Origin of the sequence: Bacteroides sp., assembly GCF_028690125.1 — a bacterium.
Taxonomy (GTDB): Bacteria; Bacteroidota; Bacteroidia; order Bacteroidales; family Bacteroidaceae; genus Bacteroides.
In genome coordinates this window covers 103992-126215 of sequence record NZ_JAQVBV010000010.1, presented here as the reverse complement: position 1 = coordinate 126215, position 22224 = coordinate 103992, and the positions used below count along the sequence as shown (strand labels likewise).

Below are 22224 nucleotides of genomic sequence, written 5' to 3'. Positions count from 1 at the left end.
TTATTTACTTAGATTGTTTCATTTCACGGGTATAAATCTTCCCGCAATGATCAGTTACTTCTACTTTAATATTGGAATTTTCTATTTGCGGAACTGCATAGAACAGGTGTTCAGTAATACCGGCTCCTAGATATTTATGTTTGAAAGTAGAACTGTTTTTCTCACAGTAATTATAAATTGCAGGATCATATCCGGAATAACGGGTCATTTCTCCTCTGTCAATACCATTTTCATACCACTTAACTTTCCAGGTTGAATCGTAGTTCCAGACATTCGCTACGATTGCGTCTTTTTTATCACGACTGACACCTACCGGATAAAGTTCAAACTGATAGCTTCTGTCTTTTCCTACACTCTTATAATACCAGATTACTTCACCACCATCAAATTCATAGACGGCATATCCTCCGGGAGTTCCATCGCAAGCCCAAGGTGCTTGCCAGAACAATGTGGATAACGGAGCGTGTACATGTTCGTAAAGATTGTCTGCCAGCACATAATTCTCATTGTAGTGTTCGTGTCCCGACATGATATGTGCATTATACGGTTGAAGCAATTCGTAAAGAGCGGAACGGTTATTCATTACTTTCATGGTCGATTCTTTGCCCCATTCTTTATTGCGAGCTTCTCTTGAATAGGTCGGGATATGTGTAGCTACTACAACCGTACTTCCCGGAGCTACTTGCTTCAAGTCTTGTTCCAGCCATTGAAGTTGTTGTTCGGTCAGATAACCTACGTATAGATAACTTTTTGCAAGAAAGAAAATATCATCTAATACAACGTAATGCACATTTCCTCTGTTGAATGAATAATAGGTGGGGCCAAAATAAGATTTATAGGTAGTACGGGCATATTCGTTGGAACGGACATTCAAATCTAAATCATGATTTCCGATTACATAGAAGAATGGAATCTCAGTTTCCGAAATCGCATCAATTATTGGTGAAAAATAGCCGGGCTTTTTATTGATATCGCCAATAATGTCTCCGCACACCATTCCGTAAGCAGGTAATTCGGGATAACTAGTTGCCAATAAATCTTTAACATCCTGTGAAGCCTGACGCACTTGCGGCATTTCCTCGTCAAAATAAACTTGTGGGTCTGCCCATACCACCAATATGTGTTTCTTATTATCCTCTTTTGACCGGATTAATTCAAAATCCATACGTACTTTTTTTGATACCTTAGCAGGAACTTTCTGAAAGAAAGCCGGCACTTTATCTTTCATTGGTACCTCATATCCGTCAGGAAGAGTGATATAAATATATTCCACCTCAAAAGTACTTATCATGGAGTATTTTCCCTGATTGTCGGTTAATACAATTTGTATTCCATCGGTCACAGGTACATTAGCTATGCCTTTACCTGCAGATGCTACTTGCCCGTAATAACAGACAGGATTCACTGCTGCTTGTATATTGGAGACAAACAGTCCCCATTGAAGTACACATAAAAATAATACTAGTTTCTGTTTCATTTTCCGATCCTTTCTATTTTTATCAGACGTGTAAGCGGTTTGTTAATTTCATATATTTCCTTTATCAACTGATTCATTTCAGCTTTCCAGGCTTCACGTATTTGTGGAAACATAGCTTCTGTATAGTTGGCATATAAGTATTTCACAAGATAATGACTTTCACGTTCCGCTTTGGCAGCATCTATAGCAGCCTTATTATCGGCAAAAAGCAATCCTCTGTTTTTGAAGAAAACGTATTGCATAGCCATATATTGACGTAAACGTTTCTCTATAGCACATCTTTCTTCATTCAGGTACATGATAGAAAGGCTTTGTTGATATTGGGGAGTAAAAGTGATTTCTGCCAAATTAATTCCCTTTTCCAGCTTATCGCCGCTCCAGTTACCAATTTCTACATCGTCTATACTTACCCGAAAAAGTCCCTGCAATCCACTAACTTTCATTATTTCCTGATTCATTTCTTCCATGAATGGAATCTGCTTGATAGCGTCGCGGGCCGTACCTTTAGTACCCCAGCGTGGAATAGTATCAATAGGGAATGGAAGCGAACGAGACAAATAATTGAAAGAAAACACTTCATTTTCCCGTTTAAGGTGAGAAATACGGCAATTACGCACTTCTAATGCTTTTCTGCTGTTTGCATTTATATGGAAATAAGCAACTTCTTTTCCGGAAAGCCCTTGTGCTTTCAAAAATAGATAGGCCATTACCATATGCCCATTCTTGTCAGGATGAATTCTGTCTCCACCACAGAATGTTGCAGTAGAATCTGATTTCTGAATCCGGTCATTGATATCGCAGATAACAGAGTTAAAATCGACAAATCCCCATTTATTTTTGTGGGCAGCGTCTGTCTGCATACCGATAATCTTTTTAATTGTTTCATTTTTCGCACAGAGTGGTTCTACTCCTTCTAGCTTCACATTCTCGTCATAAGGAGGTGAACCTAGAAGGACTACATTTTTTATAGTTTTGTCTGCGAGTATTTGCTGCTGTAAAGATTCAAAATCAGAACGGGTACGTTCTACCTGTTTGGTGGCATATTTTTCGGAATCAGGTTTATTATATCCGTCAAATCCGGAGTCGTTCATGCCAAATGAGCAGACCAAATAAGTCGGCTTTTTGACTTTGATGTCGGAGTCGAAACGAAAATTCATATGGCTGACGCAATCCCCTCCAATTCCTCCATTATAGATATGAATAGGCAGATTGGGAAAGTGAGTCATGTAATACAGCCATATATAAGAATGATAATGTCCACCTTCCGTTATACTATTCCCCAGAAAAACGACTCCGTCATTCGATTTGAATGACGGAATCTGTTGTGAGTTTGCAGGAGATAGCAGGATGCAAAAAGTATAGATAATAAAAAGTACTTTTTTCATTGCTATATCTTTTTTATTCAATAGGTGTCAGGATAGCAGCCCAACCGCCACCTTTAGCCATTGTTATATTTATTGTTTCTCCTTTCGATACAGTTACTTCTTCTGTTTTAAAATCAGAAGCATGGACATTGGCATTTATTCCATCCTTGAAGACTTCCATCTTATACTTTGAAGCATCGAGGAAATCCAGTCTGACTTCAATTGTACGTGCGTTCCAATCCGTCAGTCCGCCTAGATACCAATTCTTACCATTCTTGCGGGCAATTACTAGCTGTTCTCCTATTTTTGCCGTAATTGCTTTTGTGTCATCCCAAGTGGTTGGTATACGAGAGATGAACGAAGCAAACTCCGGTGCTCCATAATAACTGGAAGGAGAATCTGCCAACATCTGCAATGGGCTTTCGTAAACAACATAAAGCGCAGCTTGATGAGCTCGTGTTCCCAGACTAATAGGATGTACAAAATTGATATAAAAATCTTCGGCAGTTGCATTACCTACCGCACCGGGAGTATAATCCATCGGACCGGCAGCCATTCTTGTGAATGGAAGGATCAAGTCGTGTACCGGGTTAATATCTCTGGAATCCTTGTCATGTTCCATTCCCAAAACTCCTTCGAAAGTCATTACATTTGGATACTTTTTCTGTAATCCCGAAGGTTTGAAGGAACCATGAAAATCAACTAATAATTTACGATCCATAGCAGCTTTTCCTACTCTTTCGTAGAAATTAACCATATATTGATCAGAGCGTTGCATGAAATCGACTTTGATGCCTTTGATTCCCCATTTCTCGTATACGTCCAGAATACCTTCCAGATCTTTATCGAGCGGATTCCACAAAGTCCATAATACCAGGCCTACATTTCTCTCTTTTCCGTAACGTACCAGTTCTTGTATATCCAACTCGGGAATTGCCTCTTTGATATTCCAGGTTCCTACCGACCAACCTTCATCCAAAAGGACATATTCAATACCATATTTCGAAGCAAAATCAATGAAATACTTATAGGTATCGGTATTTACTCCGGCTTTAAAATCTACTCCATATACATTAAGAGTGCTCCACCAGTCCCAAGAGATTTTACCCGGTTTTATCCATTCTGTATCATTCGTAACAGAAGGAGAGGCTAATTGATAAACCAAATTGTTTTCCACCACCGCTTTATCGTCTTCATTCATCATCAATACTCGCCAAGGGTAAGCTCTTGTCCCTTGGGTAGCAGCGATATAAGGAGCTTTCTCAAGGAGAACTTCATCACGATCTGCCCCTTTTTTCAACTCACTCTTTAATACAACGGGAGGAAATTCACCCGTAAGAGTCCGGTTCCGGTCGCCCGTCAGAAATAAGTTGGGATAATCGAAAAGATCGGACTCCATTATCACCACTTTCGTTCCTTTGGGGGTAGAAAGGTAAATGGGAAGATATCCTTTCATTTCTTTGGTTAGAGAGTTCAGGTTTAATTCATCGAAAATAGCTTCGCAATGAGTGATATATTCCTGATTCTTCTCACGAGGCCAGTATGCTTTGCAACCGTCTATCCAGTTTTGCTGAACAGTTTCACTATTTACATATACTTGGGGGGATTTGAATGTTGTTTCAAACCGATAAGCCGCTCCATTATTGTATACCCTGAACACTACGGCATATCCACCCTTGCAAGTTAAAGTCAGCTGATTATATTGATCTCTGATAATCCGCTGTTTAGTCGGAACAACAGCAGTCTGTTCCGAATCGACTTTGATTGTTTTAGCCTTTATCACCGAAGGATTTACTCCCGGTTGTACTGATTGTCCCTCAATATTCATTTGCATCACACTGGGGTTCAAAATCTGCTCTCCGTTGTAATCAATGCTCCAGCTTAGCTGTTTATCAGCCGTTACCGTCACTTTAATTTTTCCATCCGGTGAATTGACCAGGTAGTTTTTAGCTTGAATGACCACACATGTGCACAAGATACATAATAGTGTAAGTGTTCTTTTCATCATTTTTCTACTCGATTAATGCCCTCCTTAATTGCAGACCATGAATTTTTATTGATTACATGAGAAATCTCAAAGACCATCAGACCATCTGTATTTTTCATACACAAATACACTGCGTCAGATGTCGCTTTATTATCGTATGAATAGGCCGGAATAGAACCATATACTTTACAATCTCCTTTTGTGTAGTTGCCATAGGTATTGACGAAGTTTTCTACAGACCAAACAGACCCCGGATTTTCTGAAATCCAGACTGCATCTGCATAAGCACCTAAAACAAATACATCCAATTGATCTGCAAATCCTGTTTTATTGTAGTTTGCCGTATAAATGGAATTTGCAGCGGGAGAATATGATTTACTGGCCCAGTTTTGTCCGACACTGTAGCGTGACCCCCAATCGGCAGATGCCCACAAATGGAGTTCTATATCAGGATTAATAGCTTTAATTTTAGAACTGATATTGGTGATCAGATTGGTGATGGTCATTGAACGGAATTCAATCCATTTGTTATACAAACGTCCGACACCTCCTGTAGAGGTAATTATATCATTTCTGGTAGTTACAGTTTCACCGCTGTAGGTTTGAAAGGCTTGAATCGTGGCATCACTAAAACCGTAGTTACCACCATACCAACGACAGTAGTCTAAGCTGAAACCTTTCAACTTGGGATATTTGGTTACTATTTCTTCTATGATAGAAATAACGTAAGTTTGTACTTCCGGTAAACATGGATTCAGCATGGCAGCATCTACGTCAGTCTGATTACGAATATCGACGAGATTATTCGGATCGCCGTTTTTCATTTCCATTTGAGTCTTTCCATCCCAGCGGGAATCGTCATACACAATTCCTTCTCTATCTTTAGTGTAACCGAATCCCATTGCTGATATGGAAGCAATTACATCAATGTCGAGACGTTCTGCTTCTTCAAGCCAAAACTCAAGGTAATCCCAATCACGGGTAACAGTTTCCGTTCCCCATTTCTCTAATTTAGGTAAAATATCGCTATCGTATAACGCATAACCGATACCGGGCTTTACATCCAAATAGATTTCATTGAAACCTGTATCTTTTATTTTCTCCATATAGGAAGTGATAGCAGATTTCGTTGCAAAACGGCTAAAGTTGGCATGTGCATCAATCCAGATAGCTTTAGGCTTATTGGTTTTGTTACCGGAATTACCCGGTTCCAAAGGGATCTCTTTTCCATCATTGACGTCTGTGCTATTTTCTTCCGTATTACAAGCGACGGCAAAGAAACTTAAAGCAAGCAATAAAAAGTATTTCTTCATGATTTTCGATTAATTTGATTTATTAATTGCAAAGGAAAACATTGGTTACAAATTGAACTTAATTCTTTTCAGACACGGAATTACACAGATTACACGTTTTTTTAAGTATACGAAAAAGCGTATTTTCCGTGTAATCCGTGCCTAAAATCAAGATTTTATAGTTTGATACATATGAGCATCAAAGTATTATTCAAAACAAGTCATTTTGTAAGTATAGAGCCCGAGACGACCAAACCATACTGCTAAGTAGGCTTCTTCGTTCTCTTCATCCCAATACCAGTCTACCCAGGCGCCATAGCTCCAGCCTCTATTTATACCATAAGCGATATTCAGATTCTCATGTGCCAATGTTTGCAGGTCGGAACTCAACACAGCAGCAGCGTGCCACCAAGCTGTACCACTAGTAACGACTACATAACTCTTACCATTGATAGGTAATGCAGAAACTACAGGAGCACGACCCCCACCACGAGCAACAGTGAATCCGGTTCCTACCCACCAGGTTTGCAACGTGTTTTGCCAAAGTGCAGGCATAACATTTAACGTGGAGCCAGCATATGAATTGATATAACAATGAACACTGTTCGCTGCATTTGCCGTACCTTCCGCATCACCTACGACGTAAGTAGGCTGATCAGAATCATCCAACGGGGAAATCATCTGGAATTGGCTACAGTCATTACTTGCATAACCTGTTTTAATTGTAGAATATTCAGAAGCTAACTGTCCACCGGATACTTTTATACGGTAGTGTGTACCATCTTTGTCACGTGGAGCAAGTGCTGTGATCCAAGCATTTCCCGTAATATCTCCGGCTACTTGGAAGTTATTGGAGAGGTCACTGGTAGATGGAGCCATACTAACCCCGATCTTACCTACAGATTTGGGAGCGTCCGTTGGTTTAGACCAATAGAAAAACTCTGTTTCATTACCTGTCACGACAGCACCTACACATCTTCCTTTATAATCAGAAGTAATCATTTTCAAGTCCGCTGGTGAAATAGAACCTAAATTCAGAGTGCCGGCAGCATCTAAAGTTGTTTTATCAACGACTTTAAGATCAAGTTCCGAATTGCCTGCAGCTACATAAGCTCGTGACAACAATACAATATAATTACCACAATAGGCATGATACATTTGTAAATCACCATATTGTTTGCTATCCGGTAAATTGAAATTGTTCACTTCTCCCGGATATCCTAACTCTACGAATGTCTTTTTAGCTCCTATTTCGGCATAACTAAATCCTGAACCATAGGGTAATTTATCCGAAACAGTCCAAGTGACAGTATATTCTCTCGTTGTAGATTTATCTTCAGATACTACAGTGTATTTTACGCCACCTTCCTGAGCAAAATTTTGAGGAACTGTAGGATCAGGGCTAACTGTAGCACCTTTAGAGAGATAAAATACCGGTGTGGCCGACTTTAATTCTTCGGCGGCATCCAGATAAGGAGAAATTTTTATTTTGACATCATTTTCACCAATAGTCGAGTTGAATACTGTCCCATTGGTACCTGTCACCTTGAAGGAAATCATGATTTTAGCTTCACGACCCAATTTTTCACTTAAGCTCTCTTCACAAGATCCTAAGAACAAGGCACAGCCCAAAACAGCTCCTAATATAGTTTTTGAATTTAATATTTTCATCTTACAGTGTATTAAATATGATTCTCATTATTCATAATAGCCTCTGACACGGTATCGGCGAGTTGTACCAACACCCGATTTCACGGAGATAATAATTCCATCTCCTGAAATGTCATGCTTGCCTGTTAATGAAGGAGTGATAAACTCATCGTAGGTCACTGTCGCTACCAGATAAACACTAGTCAAGTTAACATCATTCTCTAAAGATTTAGGAATGGCAAACAGAATCAAGCCGTATCCACCCTCAATATCCTCCTGAGTAAACTGACCGGACATAATCTCGTCATTCTTGTTATATTCATAGATTGTTCCTCTAAACTCACCGCTACTATGAGAAGCCTTGCAAATCATTTGTGAGATAGTGTTCGTTCTATGCACAAATTCATCATCAGCTTTAGCACAGCTTTGCAACAAAGTTGTTAGCATAAAGACGCTTAGCATCCATATTCCAATTTTATTTATAACTTTCATATCGAATATCTTTTAGTCTTTTATTAATTACCAATAAGGATTATTTTCACAGAGTTTATTATTTGCAGTTTCCGCAGTGGGCAAAGAGAAATAATAGTATTTTTCAAGGAATATACGAGAAGATCCTCCATCACACTCTACTTTTTCATATGTATAAGTATTATCGGTCGATTTTTTTATTTTCACACCATGGGCATTCTTTCCATTAATTACATTTCCAGCTAGTTTCCAACGACGTAAATCCCAATAGCGGAAACCTTCACCTGCTAACTCCACACAACGTTCTTTGCGTAATAATGTCATAAATGAATCTTTATCGGGAGCATCTGTTGCTGTTTTGCTTGGTAAATCAACACGATTTCTTACCTTATTTAATGCATCGAGGGCTTCAGTCTTATATTTATTATAATCCAGTTGTGCATAAGCTTCCGCTTTATTTAATAAAACTTCTGCATACCGAAGAACGGCGTCATACTGCCAACTATGATCATTAATGAAAGTACTGTTATTTTCTTGCAGATATTTACGTAGATAATAACCTGTACAAGTATGTCCGTTAGTAGAACCACTTTGAGTAAATGCCACAAATCCATCAGTTCCATCTACATATGTTTGGATAGTTCTGCTTTCCCATTTGCAACCGTTATACATAATAGTTGCCTGAAAACGGGGTTCACGGTCTGCATAAGGATCTGAATATTTCTCCGCATAAGTGTTCCAATTAAACGTTGTTCCATCTTTAAATTCATAAAGGTCTGCAAGTTCGGCCGTTGGCACATGCTCGGCGTACACTTGAGTATTGTACACTTCATTATCACCGAAGGGACGGTTGTAACGATCATAATTATGAGTAACACTTCCCTTCAAATAATACAAAGCAAATAAAATCTCTTTCGAATTGTCTTGACCACCATCTACCTGAAATACTTTAGCGTAATCATCAGCCAAATCTCCACCTAATTTTCTCACTTCTTCTGCAGCGTCAATTGCCTCTTGCCATTGTCCGGCAAAAAGTGCCATTCTCGAAAGTAGGCCATAAGCTGTTTTCTTTGTAGCTCGTCCTTCCCAGGTTCCCGGCCATACATCAGGTAGTTTTTCACCTGCCCACTTCAATTCTTGAATGACAAAATCCCAACTTTCAGCTTCAGTCAAACGTTTGCGATGAATATCGGCTTCATAAGAACCATCATCTACACCATTGGTACCAGAGGTTTCGGTACGAAGCACTATACCACCGTATACACGAATCAGACGATAATATGAGAAGGCACGGCAAAGACGTACTTCGGCACGGCGAATGTCACACCAGTCTTCTCCATATTTGGGTGCACCATATCGTGTGATTTCATCCAACAATACATTGGCGCGACGAATGCGATCGTATGCATCACTCCAACACTCAAATGCACCTGCACTACCTGTAGAGAAAGAACTTCCTTGTAATAAAGCTTTGTTATAATGATGATTATACACATCCCATGCGGTTGATTTCATCAAATCAGAATAACTATCATAAAATACCGAACGGCTATTGGCTACTTGTGATACATCAGTAAACGTCTTATATGCAGCAGTAATATACATCTCTGCGGCACTTTCTGTATTCCAAACAGCCAGATCGGATAGTACTGTCGTATCATTCAAATCTAATACGTCACACGAAGTTATTCCAAAACTTAGAGCTACAGCGCCCATTAAAGTCTTAAATATTCTTTTTTTCATTTTTATCTCCTCCTTACATTAGAATGTTACGTTAAGACCTAAACTAAAAGTCCTCTGTTGTGGGTAGTATCCATTACTTACCGAAGGGCTTTCAGGATCGACATATTTGAAGTGACTCAATGTGAGCAAGTTGGTACCTGCCAAATAGATGTTTACACGAGTAAATGGAGTCTTTTTCAATAAATATTCAGGCAAGTAATATCCAATATTCATATTTTTCAATCGCAGATATTCACCATTGACTACCCACCAGGACGAACGCCATGCATTGTTTCCATTAGGAATGGTTGATAAGCGGGGATATTTGGCATTTGTATTTTCCGGTGTCCATGCACCTTCAATGAGATAGTAAGGTGAGTTACCACTTGTGCCAAACGGACTTGTATAAGATGTGGCAGCTGTTACTCCTGTATCATATACTCCCGATAACTCATAGTCGCTATGTGTCACTCCTTGCCATAACATATTTACATAGAAATTTTTATAGTTAATTTCCATATTCAACGCAAAGTTGATTTCCGGTACACCACCATAACCAATCTTCACATAGTCATATTGCTGATTAATAATACCATCACCGTTTACATCACGGTATTTCAAATCACCCAGATTAGTGGTTCCTGAAGGAGCGGCCGGATAGTTTTCCAGTTCTTCTTTACTCTGGAAAAATCCCAGTGCCTGATAACCATAACGTGCGTTCATTGATTGTCCCAAAACTCCACGATAATTGGGATAATTGTCTGTTACAGCTTTTTCCAGTACACGATTGCGAGCAAAAGAAACATTACCCATCAATTTATAATTCCAATCTTTGTTGATACGGTTATTGTGTCTTAATGTAAGCTCGAAGCCTCTGTTATCAACCTTTCCGGAATTTTGATAACTTGGATAATAACCTCCCAATGAGGTTGGATAGCTACCACTCTTACTTTCCAAAATATCCTCTGTCAATTGATAGAATACATCAAATTCGACAGCTAATTTCTGATTTAAAACATTGAACTCTAAACCTAGATTATAACTATGAGTAGTGGACCATGTTAAGTTACGGTAGATATATGCATTCTTAGAATAGAACTGAGCCATAGCAGTATTTCCTAAAACCATGCTATTATTAGCGACCGCAAATGTAGAGTTATACAAATAAGGGGTTACATTATCATTACCAGACTCACCATAACTTGCACGGAGCTTTAAGTAATCTACAAATGGAAGAGCTTTCTTAAAGAAATTCTCCTCTGACATTATCCAACCGACGGCGACAGAAGGAAAAAATCCCCAACGGTTTTCCGGAGCAAATACGTATGACCCGTCATAACGGAAAGCAAATTCAGCCAAATATTTTTGATTATACGCATAATTCAGACGACCTGCCCATGAAGCCTGTCCTGTATACGTATGAGATCCAGTTACGGGAGTTTCAGGGAATGTTGTACCCAAAGTCAAATCAACCGGATCATCACTATAGTATCCTAACTTTGTTCCAGTCATGGTATTGGTTGAATTCTTCTGTGCTTCATAAAAGAACAAGGCACTTACATGATGTAAAGCGAAATCGCGGGAATAATCTATTTGTGGACGGAATAACCAAGTATCTCCCCAAGAGGCAGATTTTGTATATCCTCCCCCCTTCGAAAATCCACTGGCACCAGCTACTCCTTCATCAAATGTTTTATTGACATAATACAACTGATAATAACGGTCATAACCAGAATCTGTAGAATTACTATAATTATAGGCAGCAAATACGGATGCTTTTAATCCTTTTAATACATCGGTCAAACCAGAAAAGTCATATTCCAATTTGTAATTAGAATCCAATACCCAACGCGTTTGGCGTTTGTATCCAGATTCCGTCAAAGCTGCATAACCATTTACATAATAGGTGCTTCCCATCCATGCTGTAGGCAATCCATTATATTCTGATTTAATAACCGGCACAGAGTTAATCGCCTGTCTTACAGGATCGAACTCCGCTTGATTACCAATAGCTGTACCAGGCCAGTCTCTATCCAGACGATATCCGGATATATTTGTTGTGAATTTAAGGTTTTTAGCTACCTGAATATCTAAATTTGCACGTACATTGTAACGAGTAAAACTTGTGTTTTTCAAAGTGCCTTCCTGATCCATATAACCGAGGCTGGCAAAATACTTCGTTTTTTCAGTACCACCTGATGCTGAAATATTATGTTGTTGCATCATACCTGTTTGAAAAACTTTGTCCAACCAGTCTGTTTCTCCCCAAATGCTGTTAGGATCATTACTTAACACTTTGTTTTGAATATCTGCTGTCCAGAGTGGTGTCAGACCATCCATTTCACGAGCTTTGTTATGCCAGTACATATAATCTCTCGCATTCAGAAATTTAGGCATCGCTGTGTTTTGAGTCATAGTGAAGGAAGCATCATACGCAATTTTAGCCGGTCCATCACCACCGGATTTTGTAGTGATCAAGATAACTCCATTGGCTCCCTGAACACCGTAGATAGTAGCCGCAGCATCTTTCAAAACTGAAATGCTTTCAATATCATTCGGATTCACATAGTCTATGGGACGAGCTACTCCATCTACAATGACCATCGGGGCATTATCACTAAACGCATTCATACCGCGTACATAAAGAGCTGTTCCATCTGCACCCGGTTTACCAGAAGATTGGATACTGGTTAATCCGGAAACTTTTCCTGTAAGCAAGTTTGATACATTTTGCATGGGTGCTCTCAATAGTTCTTTTGAACTTACTGTTGAAACAGATCCGGTCAGATGACCTCGTTTTTGAGTACCATATCCAACGACCACTACTTCTTCCAATGACTTTGAATCATCAATCAAAACAATTTTGATTTCCGAACGTCCCTCTAATGCAACCTCTTGTGTCTGGTATCCAATAAAGGAGATTACTAGCGTTGAATTCAAGTTTGGCACATTCAAATTAAATTGTCCGTCAATATCGGTAATAGTACCATTGGACGAGTTTCCTTTTAGACTAACATTAGCACCAATTAACGGTTCTTTGTTAGAGTCATACACTGTTCCTTTCACATTTGTGGCTTTCTGTGCCTGAATGCCTAGAGCTGAAAATGAACAGATCAATAAGGCTATAAGCCTTATACTCCATGTGATTTGTTTTTTCATATTAAATATAAGTATTAATAAAACAAAAATGATTATTTTATTTGTCTTTCTTATTGTTGTGTTTCAGCACGTTTAATGCCTTCTTTTATTCCATCCCACAAGTTCATTTCTATTACTTGCACGATATCAAAGACCATTAAACCTTCTGATTTTTCGAGACAGATGCTGACTGCGTCAGCTATATTTGTTTTATGATTTAAGGCATAAATGGTTCCAAATACACTACAGTCATCGCCAATTAGCTTTTGTGCGCGAGCTATTCCATATTCTATGGATTCAGGATCATCCATTCCATAAATTCTTTCTAAATAGGTTCCACATAAGAACGTATCCAGGTATGGTGCAAAGCCTGTTTCATTATAAGCTTTTGATCCCCATGGATAATTGAGTGAAAAGTCAGACTTAGGACTTGCCCAATTTTGTCCTTGTCCATAAATCGCGTGAATCCAGGAGGCGGCCCAATACTCCAACTCTACCTTATCATTAATTGTATCAATGTTATCACGCACATCTTTGACAAAACTGGATATTACATGAGAACGGAACGCCCACCATTCTTTATAGTAGATACCGGGATTTTTTGTTCCATCCGCGTTCCAAGTATATACATCTTCGGGAAAGTTCTTAACCTTTTTGCCTAGATATCGTTCGAAAGCGTTACGCGTTTCTTTTGAAAAATCACTGTCATCAGAGGGATATCTACAATAATCCAATGCATAAGCATCTACATCGTATTTTTTTACTATTTCACGAACGATACTCAAAGCAAACTTACGTACATCTTTACGAACAGGATTCAGAAAAGCACCAACTTTCTGTTTGTCATCTCTGATATCAAGCATTTGTCCGTTTGGCATATACTCCAAACACGTTTTTCCGTCCCAACGGTTATCTTTATAGACCAATCCTTCACCTGTTCCGGGATGTCCCGATGGAAACATAGCTGTAGAAACGGTTACTTTCAATCCAAGACGATGAGCCTCATCTACAAAATATTGCAGGTAATCCCAATCTCTGTGAATGACTTTACCATTGACAGTGGTAAGTGGAGTAAGAATTTTACTTTTGTATAAAACTTCTCCGTATATTGGTTTTACATCCACTACTACTTGATTGAATCCAACAGATTTGGCTTTCTCTAAATAGTAAGAGATAGAATCTCTAGAAGCAAAACGTTCAAAGTTGGCTTCTGCATCAAACCAGAGGTATTTGGGCTTTTCTTGGCATATAATCTCTGTGAAAGGACAGATTGTTAGAAATACCAACAGAAAAACAATATGATATCTTTTCTTTAGCATTGTTCAAGATTTATACAGGTTTCTATGACTTCTTCTTTCTCCAATTTTTCCAGTGTCTTCCAGCACTGGTACAACCCCCTTGGCACATGGAAACATCCCTTCCACTTTCCCCCTTTGAGCGGTAACAACACTTCCCCTCTTCGATTCAGGTAACCGAACCATTCGGGATAATCCGGATCTTTAAAATGGCTCCATGTATAATCGTGTACTTTCTCAAACCATTCCAGGCAGTGTTTATCTCCGGTCAGTTGATATCCTTTCAATAGGGAGATTAGTGTTTCTATATGTACCCACCAGAGTTTCTGGTCCCATTCCAATTGTTGGGGGGGACAGCCTTTGCGGTCCATGAAGTAGTAGATGCCTCCGTATTCTTTATCCCAGCCGTAATTGAGCATGGTAAGAGTGACATTTTTCGCCTTTTCAATCAGCTCAGGACGATTCAAACGTTTGCCAAGGTCCATGATGAACCACATGGCTTCTATGGCATGGCCGGGGGTGAGCTGACGACCTTCGAAACAATCTGCAAGGCTGCCGTCCGCATTTACATTCTCTACTATGATGCCTCCCAGTTCGGGACGGTAGAATATGTCCATTACTTCGTGGATGCAGGTTTCCATGGTTTGTTGAAGATAGTCTTCATCCAGCAAATGTTCAATCTCCAGAGCCAGATTACAGAGAATCATCGGTAAAGCGAAGTTTTTCAGGTTGCGGGTTCCCGGATGGAGTTTGTTCCATTTTCCTTTCGGATTATCCACCTTGGAGAGAATAATCTCGAATGTCTTCTTTGCGATATCAGCATATTCCTGATTTCCCGTTGCCAGACTCAGTTGCCCGAAGGCCATGGTGGCGAAGGTATACGAGAAGATGTTGTAGGGTTCTACCAGGGGGCTACCCGAACGGTCGAGGGAGAAGTACCAGTTGTAATTCCCATCATGTCCGTATTTCTTTAGAAATTCACCGCCTTGGATGGCGCAGTCGAGCCATTCCTGACGTTTTTCTACTTTGTTGTAGAGCATGGAGTACATCCAGACTTGGCGGCCTTGGAGCCAGATGAATTTGTCTGTATCGAAGACATTCCCTTCACGGTCCAGACAGGTGAAATAGCCGCCGAACTGATGATCTTGAGAGTTTTTGAGCCAGAATGGAAGGATGTTATCCAGCAGTTCATCCTGGTATTGATTTGCTAATTTCTTAAAATCCATAGTGTTGTTTTTATTATAGATAGGTATAGGGGTACGGCAGGTAAGGAAATGTTTTTTGAATGGCTATACCAAAATGACCTGTGACTTTTCTATACTTCTCAGTTGTTAGTTTATTGTTATTAAGGTCTTTTCTCTGACTGTTCCGAACGGGTCCAGTATCTTTCTATTTCTTCCAGGGACTTGCCGGTGGTTTCCGGCACGAGTCTCCAGACGATGAGCATATAAGGCACGCACATGAGGGCGAACAGGAGGAATGTTCCGGCGGGGGTCAGGTTTTGGAGCATCCAGGGGGTTAGCTGTCCGATCAGGTACGTTCCGATCCATAGGGCGAAGCCGGCTATGGACATGGCGAGTCCGCGTACTTTGGTGGGGTACATCTCTGAGAGGAGTACGAATATTACGGCGCAGATGGAGACGGCGCAGCAGAATACATAGAATAGAAAGAAGGTTAGCAGGAAGAGGCTGGAGATGCCCAGAGTTTCACCGTAAAGGAAGTAGGACCCGATAAGAAGCAGGGAGATGACCATCCCGGAGACTCCGTAGTATACCAAGGTTTTACGACCCACTTTGTCGATGATGGTAAGGGCAAGGATGGTGGTGAGCGTATTGACTAGTCCTACGAGAACTTGGTAAAATAAAGAAAGAGTTGATGCTTCTTGTCTGAAAATTAGTCGGAAAGTTATATCTTTACACCGTTAAAAACTAACTAATACCCCCAATTTATGAAAACAAGTCGTTGTTTACTTTTCCTGATTTTATTAGGATTTTCCTTTTCTCTAAAGGCTTCGGATACAGTGCATATACGTGAAACACAGATTCCTATTTTGATTGAACGCCAAGATAATGTGTTATTTTATCTTCGTTTAGATGCCAAAGAAAGTAAGGTGTTAAATGAAGTACTTCTGGATTTTAGTAAAAGCACAAATGTCTCAGATATTCAAGCGGTCAAACTTTATTATGGAGGAACGGAAGCTTTGCAAGATAAAGGAAAAAAAAGATTTGCTCCTGTTGAATATATTTCCAGTCATCGCCCGGGAGAAACTTTAGCAGCTAATCCCTCTTATTCAATAAAATGTGCAGAGGTACTGAAACCTTCTGGTAAGGTTGTATTAAAGAGTAATTATCAGTTGTTTCCCGGTGTAAATTTCTTTTGGATTAGTTTGCAGATGAAATCTGGTACTTCTTTACATACAAAAATAAGTTCTTCATTACAGTCGGTAAAGGTAGATGGGAAGGCTGCTATCTGTCAATCAGTTTCATCAAAAGATATTGTTCATCGTATGGGTGTCGGAGTACGCCATGCCGGTAATGACAGTTCTGCATCTTTCCGTATTCCAGGGTTAGTTACTACGAATAAAGGAACATTATTAGGTGTATATGATGTCCGATATAATAGTAGTGTCGATTTGCAGGAATATGTAAATATAGGTCTGAGTCGTAGTGCGGATGGCGGAAAAACCTGGAAAAAAATGCGTCTACCTCTCTCTTTTGGTGAATATGGCGGACTACCGGCTGCACAGAATGGGGTAGGAGACCCCTCTATTTTGGTAGATACTAAGACAAATACAGTATGGATAGTTGCTGCATGGACACATGGAATGGGAAATCAACGTGCATGGTGGAGCTCACATCCGGGTATGGATTTGAATCATACAGCACAATTAGTGATGGCAAAAAGTACGGATGACGGTAAAACCTGGTCGAAGCCAATGAACATAACAGAGCAGGTGAAAGATCCGTCCTGGTATTTCTTGCTTCAGGGACCGGGACGGGGTATTACAATGAATGACGGGACTTTAGTATTTCCCACTCAGTTTATCGATTCTACACGTGTACCTAATGCTGGTATTATGTATAGTAAAGACAGGGGAAAAACATGGAAAATGCACAACCTTGCACGGACGAATACCACTGAGGCGCAAGTCGTTGAAGTGGAGTCGGGAGTACTGATGCTGAATATGCGAGATAATCGTGGAGGGAGTAGAGCTGTCTCTATAACGAAAGATTTAGGTAAAACATGGACGGAACATCCTTCATCACGTAAAGCATTGCAGGAATCGGTATGTATGGCAAGTATTATTCATGTCAGTGCTGAAGATAATGCCTTAAATAAAGATATTCTTTTCTTTTCTAACCCCAATACTACAAAAGGACGAAATCATATTACCATCAAAGCAAGTTTGGATGGAGGACTTACTTGGCTGCCTGAACATCAGTTATTACTGGATGAAGCAGAAGGGTGGGGATATACTTGTCTGACTATGGTTGATAAAGAAACAATTGGAATTTTGTATGAAAGTAGTGTGGCACATATGACATTCCAGTCTGTGAAATTTACTGATATTGTACAACAGTAATTGTTTGCAAGAAATTTCTTTTATCTAATAGACATAGAATGCATGAAATATAATCATATTATTTATACAATTTTCCTTTGGTCTGTTTTTTGTTTGGTATCAACTGCTACGGTAGCTGATAATCTTCTATTGCCTAAACCACAATACTTTTTTTCTCACGGTTCTGATTTTACGTTGAATAAAATTAATCTGATTACTCCGGTTCTTCAAAAGGAATGGGTGGATTTTATTAGAGAGCACGGTGGGGATATAGACTCTAATGCAAGTTCAGTAATAGAAGTTGTATTGCTTTCCTCTCTGAAGGGTGTATCCGTCAATCAGGAAGAAGCTTATCATCTGAAAGTGAGTAAACGAAAAATAAAGATTGAAGCTATTACAGAACGTGGAGTATATTGGGCTATGCAAACGTTAGCACAACTGGCTAAGAACTCAGAGACAAAGATCCGTTTTGATGGGTGTGAAATATTAGATTGGCCTGCTTTTCGAATTCGAGGATTTATGCAGGATGTCGGACGTAGTTATCTGTCGTTGGAGGAGCTAAAGGGAGAGATTGCTATCCTTTCAAAATTTAAAATCAATGTATTTCATTGGCATTTGACGGAAAACCAAGCGTGGCGTTTGCAAAGTAAAATATTTCCAATGTTGAACGATAGTACAAACATGACTCGTTTTCCTGGCAAATATTATACCTTGGAGGAAGCCAGAGAATTGGTGGCTTTTTGTAAAGCTCATCAAGTGCTGTTAATTCCGGAGATAGATATGCCGGGACATAGTGCAGCTTTTGTACGTACTTTCCGTCACGATATGCAAACACCGGAAGGCATGAAAATATTGAAGCTGCTATTGGATGAGATCTGTGATACGTTCGATGTCCCTTATATGCATATTGGAACAGATGAAGTTGGATTCACCAATCCGGAATTTGTTCCTGAAATGGTAGCATATGTACGATCTAAAGGGAAAAAAGTGATTTCATGGAATCCGGGATGGAAATATAATTTGGGAGAGATTGACATGACTCAACTCTGGAGTTATCGTGGCAAAGCTCAGGAAGGTATTCCGGCTATCGATTCCCGGTTTCATTATTTGAATCATTTCGATACTTTTGGTGACATTATTGCATTATACAATAGTCGGATTTACAATGAAGGAATTGGTAGTGATGATCTTGCCGGGGTCATTTTAGGGGTTTGGAATGACCGTCTATTGAATAGTGAGCAAAATATAATTCTGGAGAATAATTTCTATCCGAATATGCTGGCTATCGCAGAACGTGCGTGGAAAGGAGGGGGAACTGAATATTTTGATGAACAAGGGACCATTCTTCCTACAGACGAGAATTCCGAAATCTTTCGTGATTTTGTAGATTTTGAGTATCGTATGCTATGGTATAAAGAGCACTTGTTTAATAATTATCCGTTTGCTTATGTCCGACAGACAAATGTGAAGTGGAATATTACAGATGCTTTCCCGAACGGAGGTGATCTGACAAAAGTTTTTCCTCCGGAAAATGTACTCAACGATTCGTATATTTATCAAGGTAAACAATATAAAGTACGTCCGGCAATAGGGGCGGGCATTTATCTGCGACACGTTTGGGGGAATATTGTACCTGCTTTTTATAAAGATCCGCAAGAAAATCATACTGCTTATGCCTACACTTATGTATATTCTCCTCAAAAGCAGGATGTTGGTTTATGGGCGGAATTCCAGAATTATGGACGTTCAGAAAGCGATTTGCCCCCTTTGCCAGGTAAATGGGATTATAAAGAAAGTCGTATTTGGTTAAATGATCAGGAAATATTGCCACCTGTATGGACTGCTACTCATCGGGAAAGAAGTCAGGAAATTGCATTAGGCAATGAGAACTGTATAGCTCGTGCTCTTTTGAAGGTTCATTTGAATAAAGGTTGGAATAAGGTACTGCTAAAACTTCCGGTTGGTAAATTCACAACTAATGAAGTTCGTTTGGTAAAATGGATGTTTACTACTATATTCGTAACTCTTGATGGTGAGAAGGCTGTGGAAGGTTTGGTCTATTCACCGGAGAAAAGATTGTAATGATGATAGATATAGTTATAGGATCGGAATTATAAAATCATACATTTGTGAAAAATGAAAAAGCTCGTATTTGTTTATATATGCTTGGTTATGACTCTTTTTGTCAATGCTCAACAGCGTAAAAAAGTAGCGTGTATCGGTAATAGCATAACGTATGGTTATAGTTTACCCGATCGAAATACACAGTCATATCCGGCACAGTTACAGAAAATGCTTGGTGAATCTTATGAGGTCAGTAATTTTGGTAAACCTGGTGCTACTTTATTAAATAGAGGGCATTATCCATACACACAACAGGAAGAATATAGGAAAGCTATCGATTTTGCAGGAGATATAGTTATTATTCATTTGGGCATCAATGATACAGATCCGCGTAATTGGCCTAATTATCGTGATGATTTTGTAAGAGACTATGTTGCATTGATTAACTCTTTCCGAAATGTGAACCCGAAAGTTCGTATTCTGATTGCCCTAATGACTCCGATTACTGACAGACATCCTCGTTTTTTGTCAGGAACCCGCGATTGGCATGGAGAAATTCAGTTAGCTATTGAGAATGTAGCCCGTTATACCGGAGTACAATTAATAAACTTTTATACTCCTTTACATTTGTATCCTTTTATGTTGCCAGATGCGGTCCATCCTAATCAGGAAGGAGCATCTATTATGGCTCAAACAGTCTATTCTGCCATTACCGGTGATTATGGAGGTCTAAAAATGTCGATGCTCTATACCGATAATATGGTGTTGCAACGAGATACTCCATTGACAATTCAAGGCAAAGCTAATGCCGAAGAACAAGTGACAATAAGTATTTCTAATCAACACTTGAAGACAAAAACAGGACTGGATGGAAAATGGTCTATCAAACTTCGTCCTTTAAAAACCGGTGGACCTTATACCTTGAAAATAGGGACAGCTAATCAAAAGCTTCAATATAATAATGTATTGGCTGGAGAAGTGTGGCTTTGTTCAGGACAATCGAATATGGCGTTTATGTTAAAACATAGTTCAACAGCAAAAAAGGATATACCACAAGCTACTGATCAGCAAATTCATTTATATGACATGAAAGCACGTTGGCATACCGATGCAGTAGAGTGGGATGCAACAGTACTTGGTTCATTAAACCATCTTCAATATTATCGAAATACCGAATGGAAAACTTGTATTCCTGCAACTGCTTCCGATTTTTCAGCAATAGCTTATTACTTTGGAAAAGCATTGCGTGATAGTCTGCAAGTTCCGATTGGTTTGATTTGTAATGCGATTGGTGGATCTCCTATAGAATCTTGGGTGGATAGATCATCACTCGAATATGAGTTTCCGGCTATCTTAAAAGATTGGCTGAATAATGACTTTATACAAGGATGGACGCGTGAACGAGCAGCACTAAATATTAAGAAATCAACAGATCAATTCCAACGTCACCCTTATGAGCCTAGTTATCTATATGAATCAGGCATCTGTCCTTTGGAGCAATATCCTATTAAAGGTGTCGTTTGGTATCAAGGAGAGTCGAATGCACATAACTGGGAAGCTCATGAGAAACTCTTTAAACTATTGGTACAGAGTTGGCGAAAAAAATGGAATGATGATTATTTACCTTTTTATTTTGTACAGTTGTCTGGTATAGACCGTCCTTCCTGGCCTTGGTTTCGTGATAGCCAACGACGATTAATTGAAGAAATTCCATATACAGGTATGGCTGTGTCCATTGATCATGGCGATTCATTAAATGTTCATCCTAACTGTAAGCAACCAATTGGTGAACGCTTGGCACGTTGGGCATTGAACAAGACCTACTCAAGGGATATAATACCTTCCGGCCCTTTATTTCGTAGTGCTATTAGTCGGGGTGGAGCCGTATTTTTGTCTTTTGATTATGGACAAGGAATGAAGAGCTCTGATGGGAAATCATTACGTACCTTTGAAGTGGCAGAAATAGAAGGTCTATATTATCCTGCAATAGCAGAGATCGTAGGAGAACAAGTGAAAATCCGTAGCAAGGAGGTTCCAAAACCTCGATACGTAAGATATGGATGGCAGCCTTTTACCCGAGCCAATTTGATAAATCAGGTATCTCTTCCGGCTTCTACCTTTATGGCCGAAATTCCGGTGAAATAAGAATTTTGTATGTTTTATAGTAAAGATTTGACAAAAAAATAGTATCTTTACTCCGTT

General features: G+C 39.4%; 13 protein-coding genes and 1 pseudogene. 3 read left to right on the top strand and 11 right to left on the bottom strand.

Going from position 1 to position 22224, the window contains the following annotated elements:
• Positions 1 to 4: 4 nt before the first annotated feature.
• From PHO71_RS09040 to PHO71_RS08990, 11 genes and pseudogenes are all read right to left on the bottom strand, one after another.
• Positions 5 to 1477, bottom strand: a complete 1473-nt coding sequence (locus PHO71_RS09040; RefSeq protein WP_300201985.1) for a calcineurin-like phosphoesterase family protein — start codon at positions 1475 to 1477, stop codon at positions 5 to 7.
• Positions 1474 to 2862, bottom strand: coding sequence for an SGNH/GDSL hydrolase family protein (locus PHO71_RS09035; RefSeq protein WP_300201982.1), 1389 nt, complete (start codon positions 2860 to 2862; stop codon positions 1474 to 1476). The genes PHO71_RS09040 and PHO71_RS09035 overlap by 4 nt, the downstream gene beginning before the upstream one ends.
• 13 nt (positions 2863 to 2875) lie before the next feature.
• Entirely contained in the window at positions 2876 to 4846 is a 1971-nt protein-coding gene (locus tag PHO71_RS09030) for a glycoside hydrolase family 97 protein (protein ID WP_367279891.1), read from the bottom strand.
• A complete protein-coding gene (locus PHO71_RS09025; RefSeq protein ID WP_300201976.1) occupies positions 4846 to 6141 on the bottom strand; it encodes a family 10 glycosylhydrolase in 1296 nt (431 codons plus the stop codon). Before PHO71_RS09025 ends, PHO71_RS09030 begins: the two co-directional genes overlap by 1 nt.
• 186 nt (positions 6142 to 6327) lie before the next feature.
• The gene (locus PHO71_RS09020) at positions 6328 to 7791 is read right to left on the bottom strand and encodes a DUF5018 domain-containing protein (RefSeq protein WP_300201974.1); all 1464 of its coding nucleotides are present in this window, start codon (positions 7789 to 7791) and stop codon (positions 6328 to 6330) included.
• Positions 7792 to 7818: 27 nt separating this feature from the next.
• On the bottom strand, positions 7819 to 8262 hold the full coding sequence (locus tag PHO71_RS09015; protein WP_300201971.1) for a hypothetical protein: 444 nt from the start codon (positions 8260 to 8262) through the stop codon (positions 7819 to 7821).
• Between the two features lie 27 nt (positions 8263 to 8289).
• The gene (locus PHO71_RS09010; protein WP_300201968.1) at positions 8290 to 9984 is read right to left on the bottom strand and encodes a RagB/SusD family nutrient uptake outer membrane protein; all 1695 of its coding nucleotides are present in this window, start codon (positions 9982 to 9984) and stop codon (positions 8290 to 8292) included.
• Positions 9985 to 10002: 18 nt separating this feature from the next.
• Positions 10003 to 13122 (bottom strand): TonB-dependent receptor, encoded by a 3120-nt coding sequence (locus PHO71_RS09005; protein ID WP_300201965.1) that lies wholly within the window; start codon positions 13120 to 13122, stop codon positions 10003 to 10005.
• Positions 13123 to 13172: 50 nt separating this feature from the next.
• Positions 13173 to 14420, bottom strand: a complete 1248-nt coding sequence (locus tag PHO71_RS09000) for an alpha amylase family protein (protein ID WP_300201962.1) — start codon at positions 14418 to 14420, stop codon at positions 13173 to 13175.
• A complete protein-coding gene (locus PHO71_RS08995; RefSeq protein ID WP_300201959.1) occupies positions 14414 to 15622 on the bottom strand; it encodes an AGE family epimerase/isomerase in 1209 nt (402 codons plus the stop codon). The genes PHO71_RS09000 and PHO71_RS08995 overlap by 7 nt, the downstream gene beginning before the upstream one ends.
• 119 nt (positions 15623 to 15741) lie before the next feature.
• A pseudogene (locus tag PHO71_RS08990) lies at positions 15742 to 16263 on the bottom strand (MFS transporter); the annotation flags it as partial.
• A gap of 81 nt (positions 16264 to 16344) precedes the next feature.
• Here PHO71_RS08990 and PHO71_RS08985 point away from each other — a divergent pair.
• Genes PHO71_RS08985 through PHO71_RS08975 form a run of 3 tightly spaced genes read left to right on the top strand, consistent with a single transcriptional unit; the run spans position 16345 to position 22167 of the window.
• The gene (locus PHO71_RS08985) at positions 16345 to 17979 is read left to right on the top strand and encodes a sialidase family protein (protein ID WP_300201956.1); all 1635 of its coding nucleotides are present in this window, start codon (positions 16345 to 16347) and stop codon (positions 17977 to 17979) included.
• 42 nt (positions 17980 to 18021) lie between these two features.
• Positions 18022 to 20040 carry a family 20 glycosylhydrolase gene (locus PHO71_RS08980; RefSeq protein ID WP_300201952.1) on the top strand — a complete coding sequence of 673 codons (2019 nt, stop codon included), beginning with the start codon at positions 18022 to 18024 and terminating at the stop codon, positions 20038 to 20040.
• A gap of 54 nt (positions 20041 to 20094) precedes the next feature.
• Entirely contained in the window at positions 20095 to 22167 is a 2073-nt protein-coding gene (locus PHO71_RS08975) for a GDSL-type esterase/lipase family protein (RefSeq protein WP_300201949.1), read from the top strand.
• Positions 22168 to 22224 lie beyond the last annotated feature (57 nt).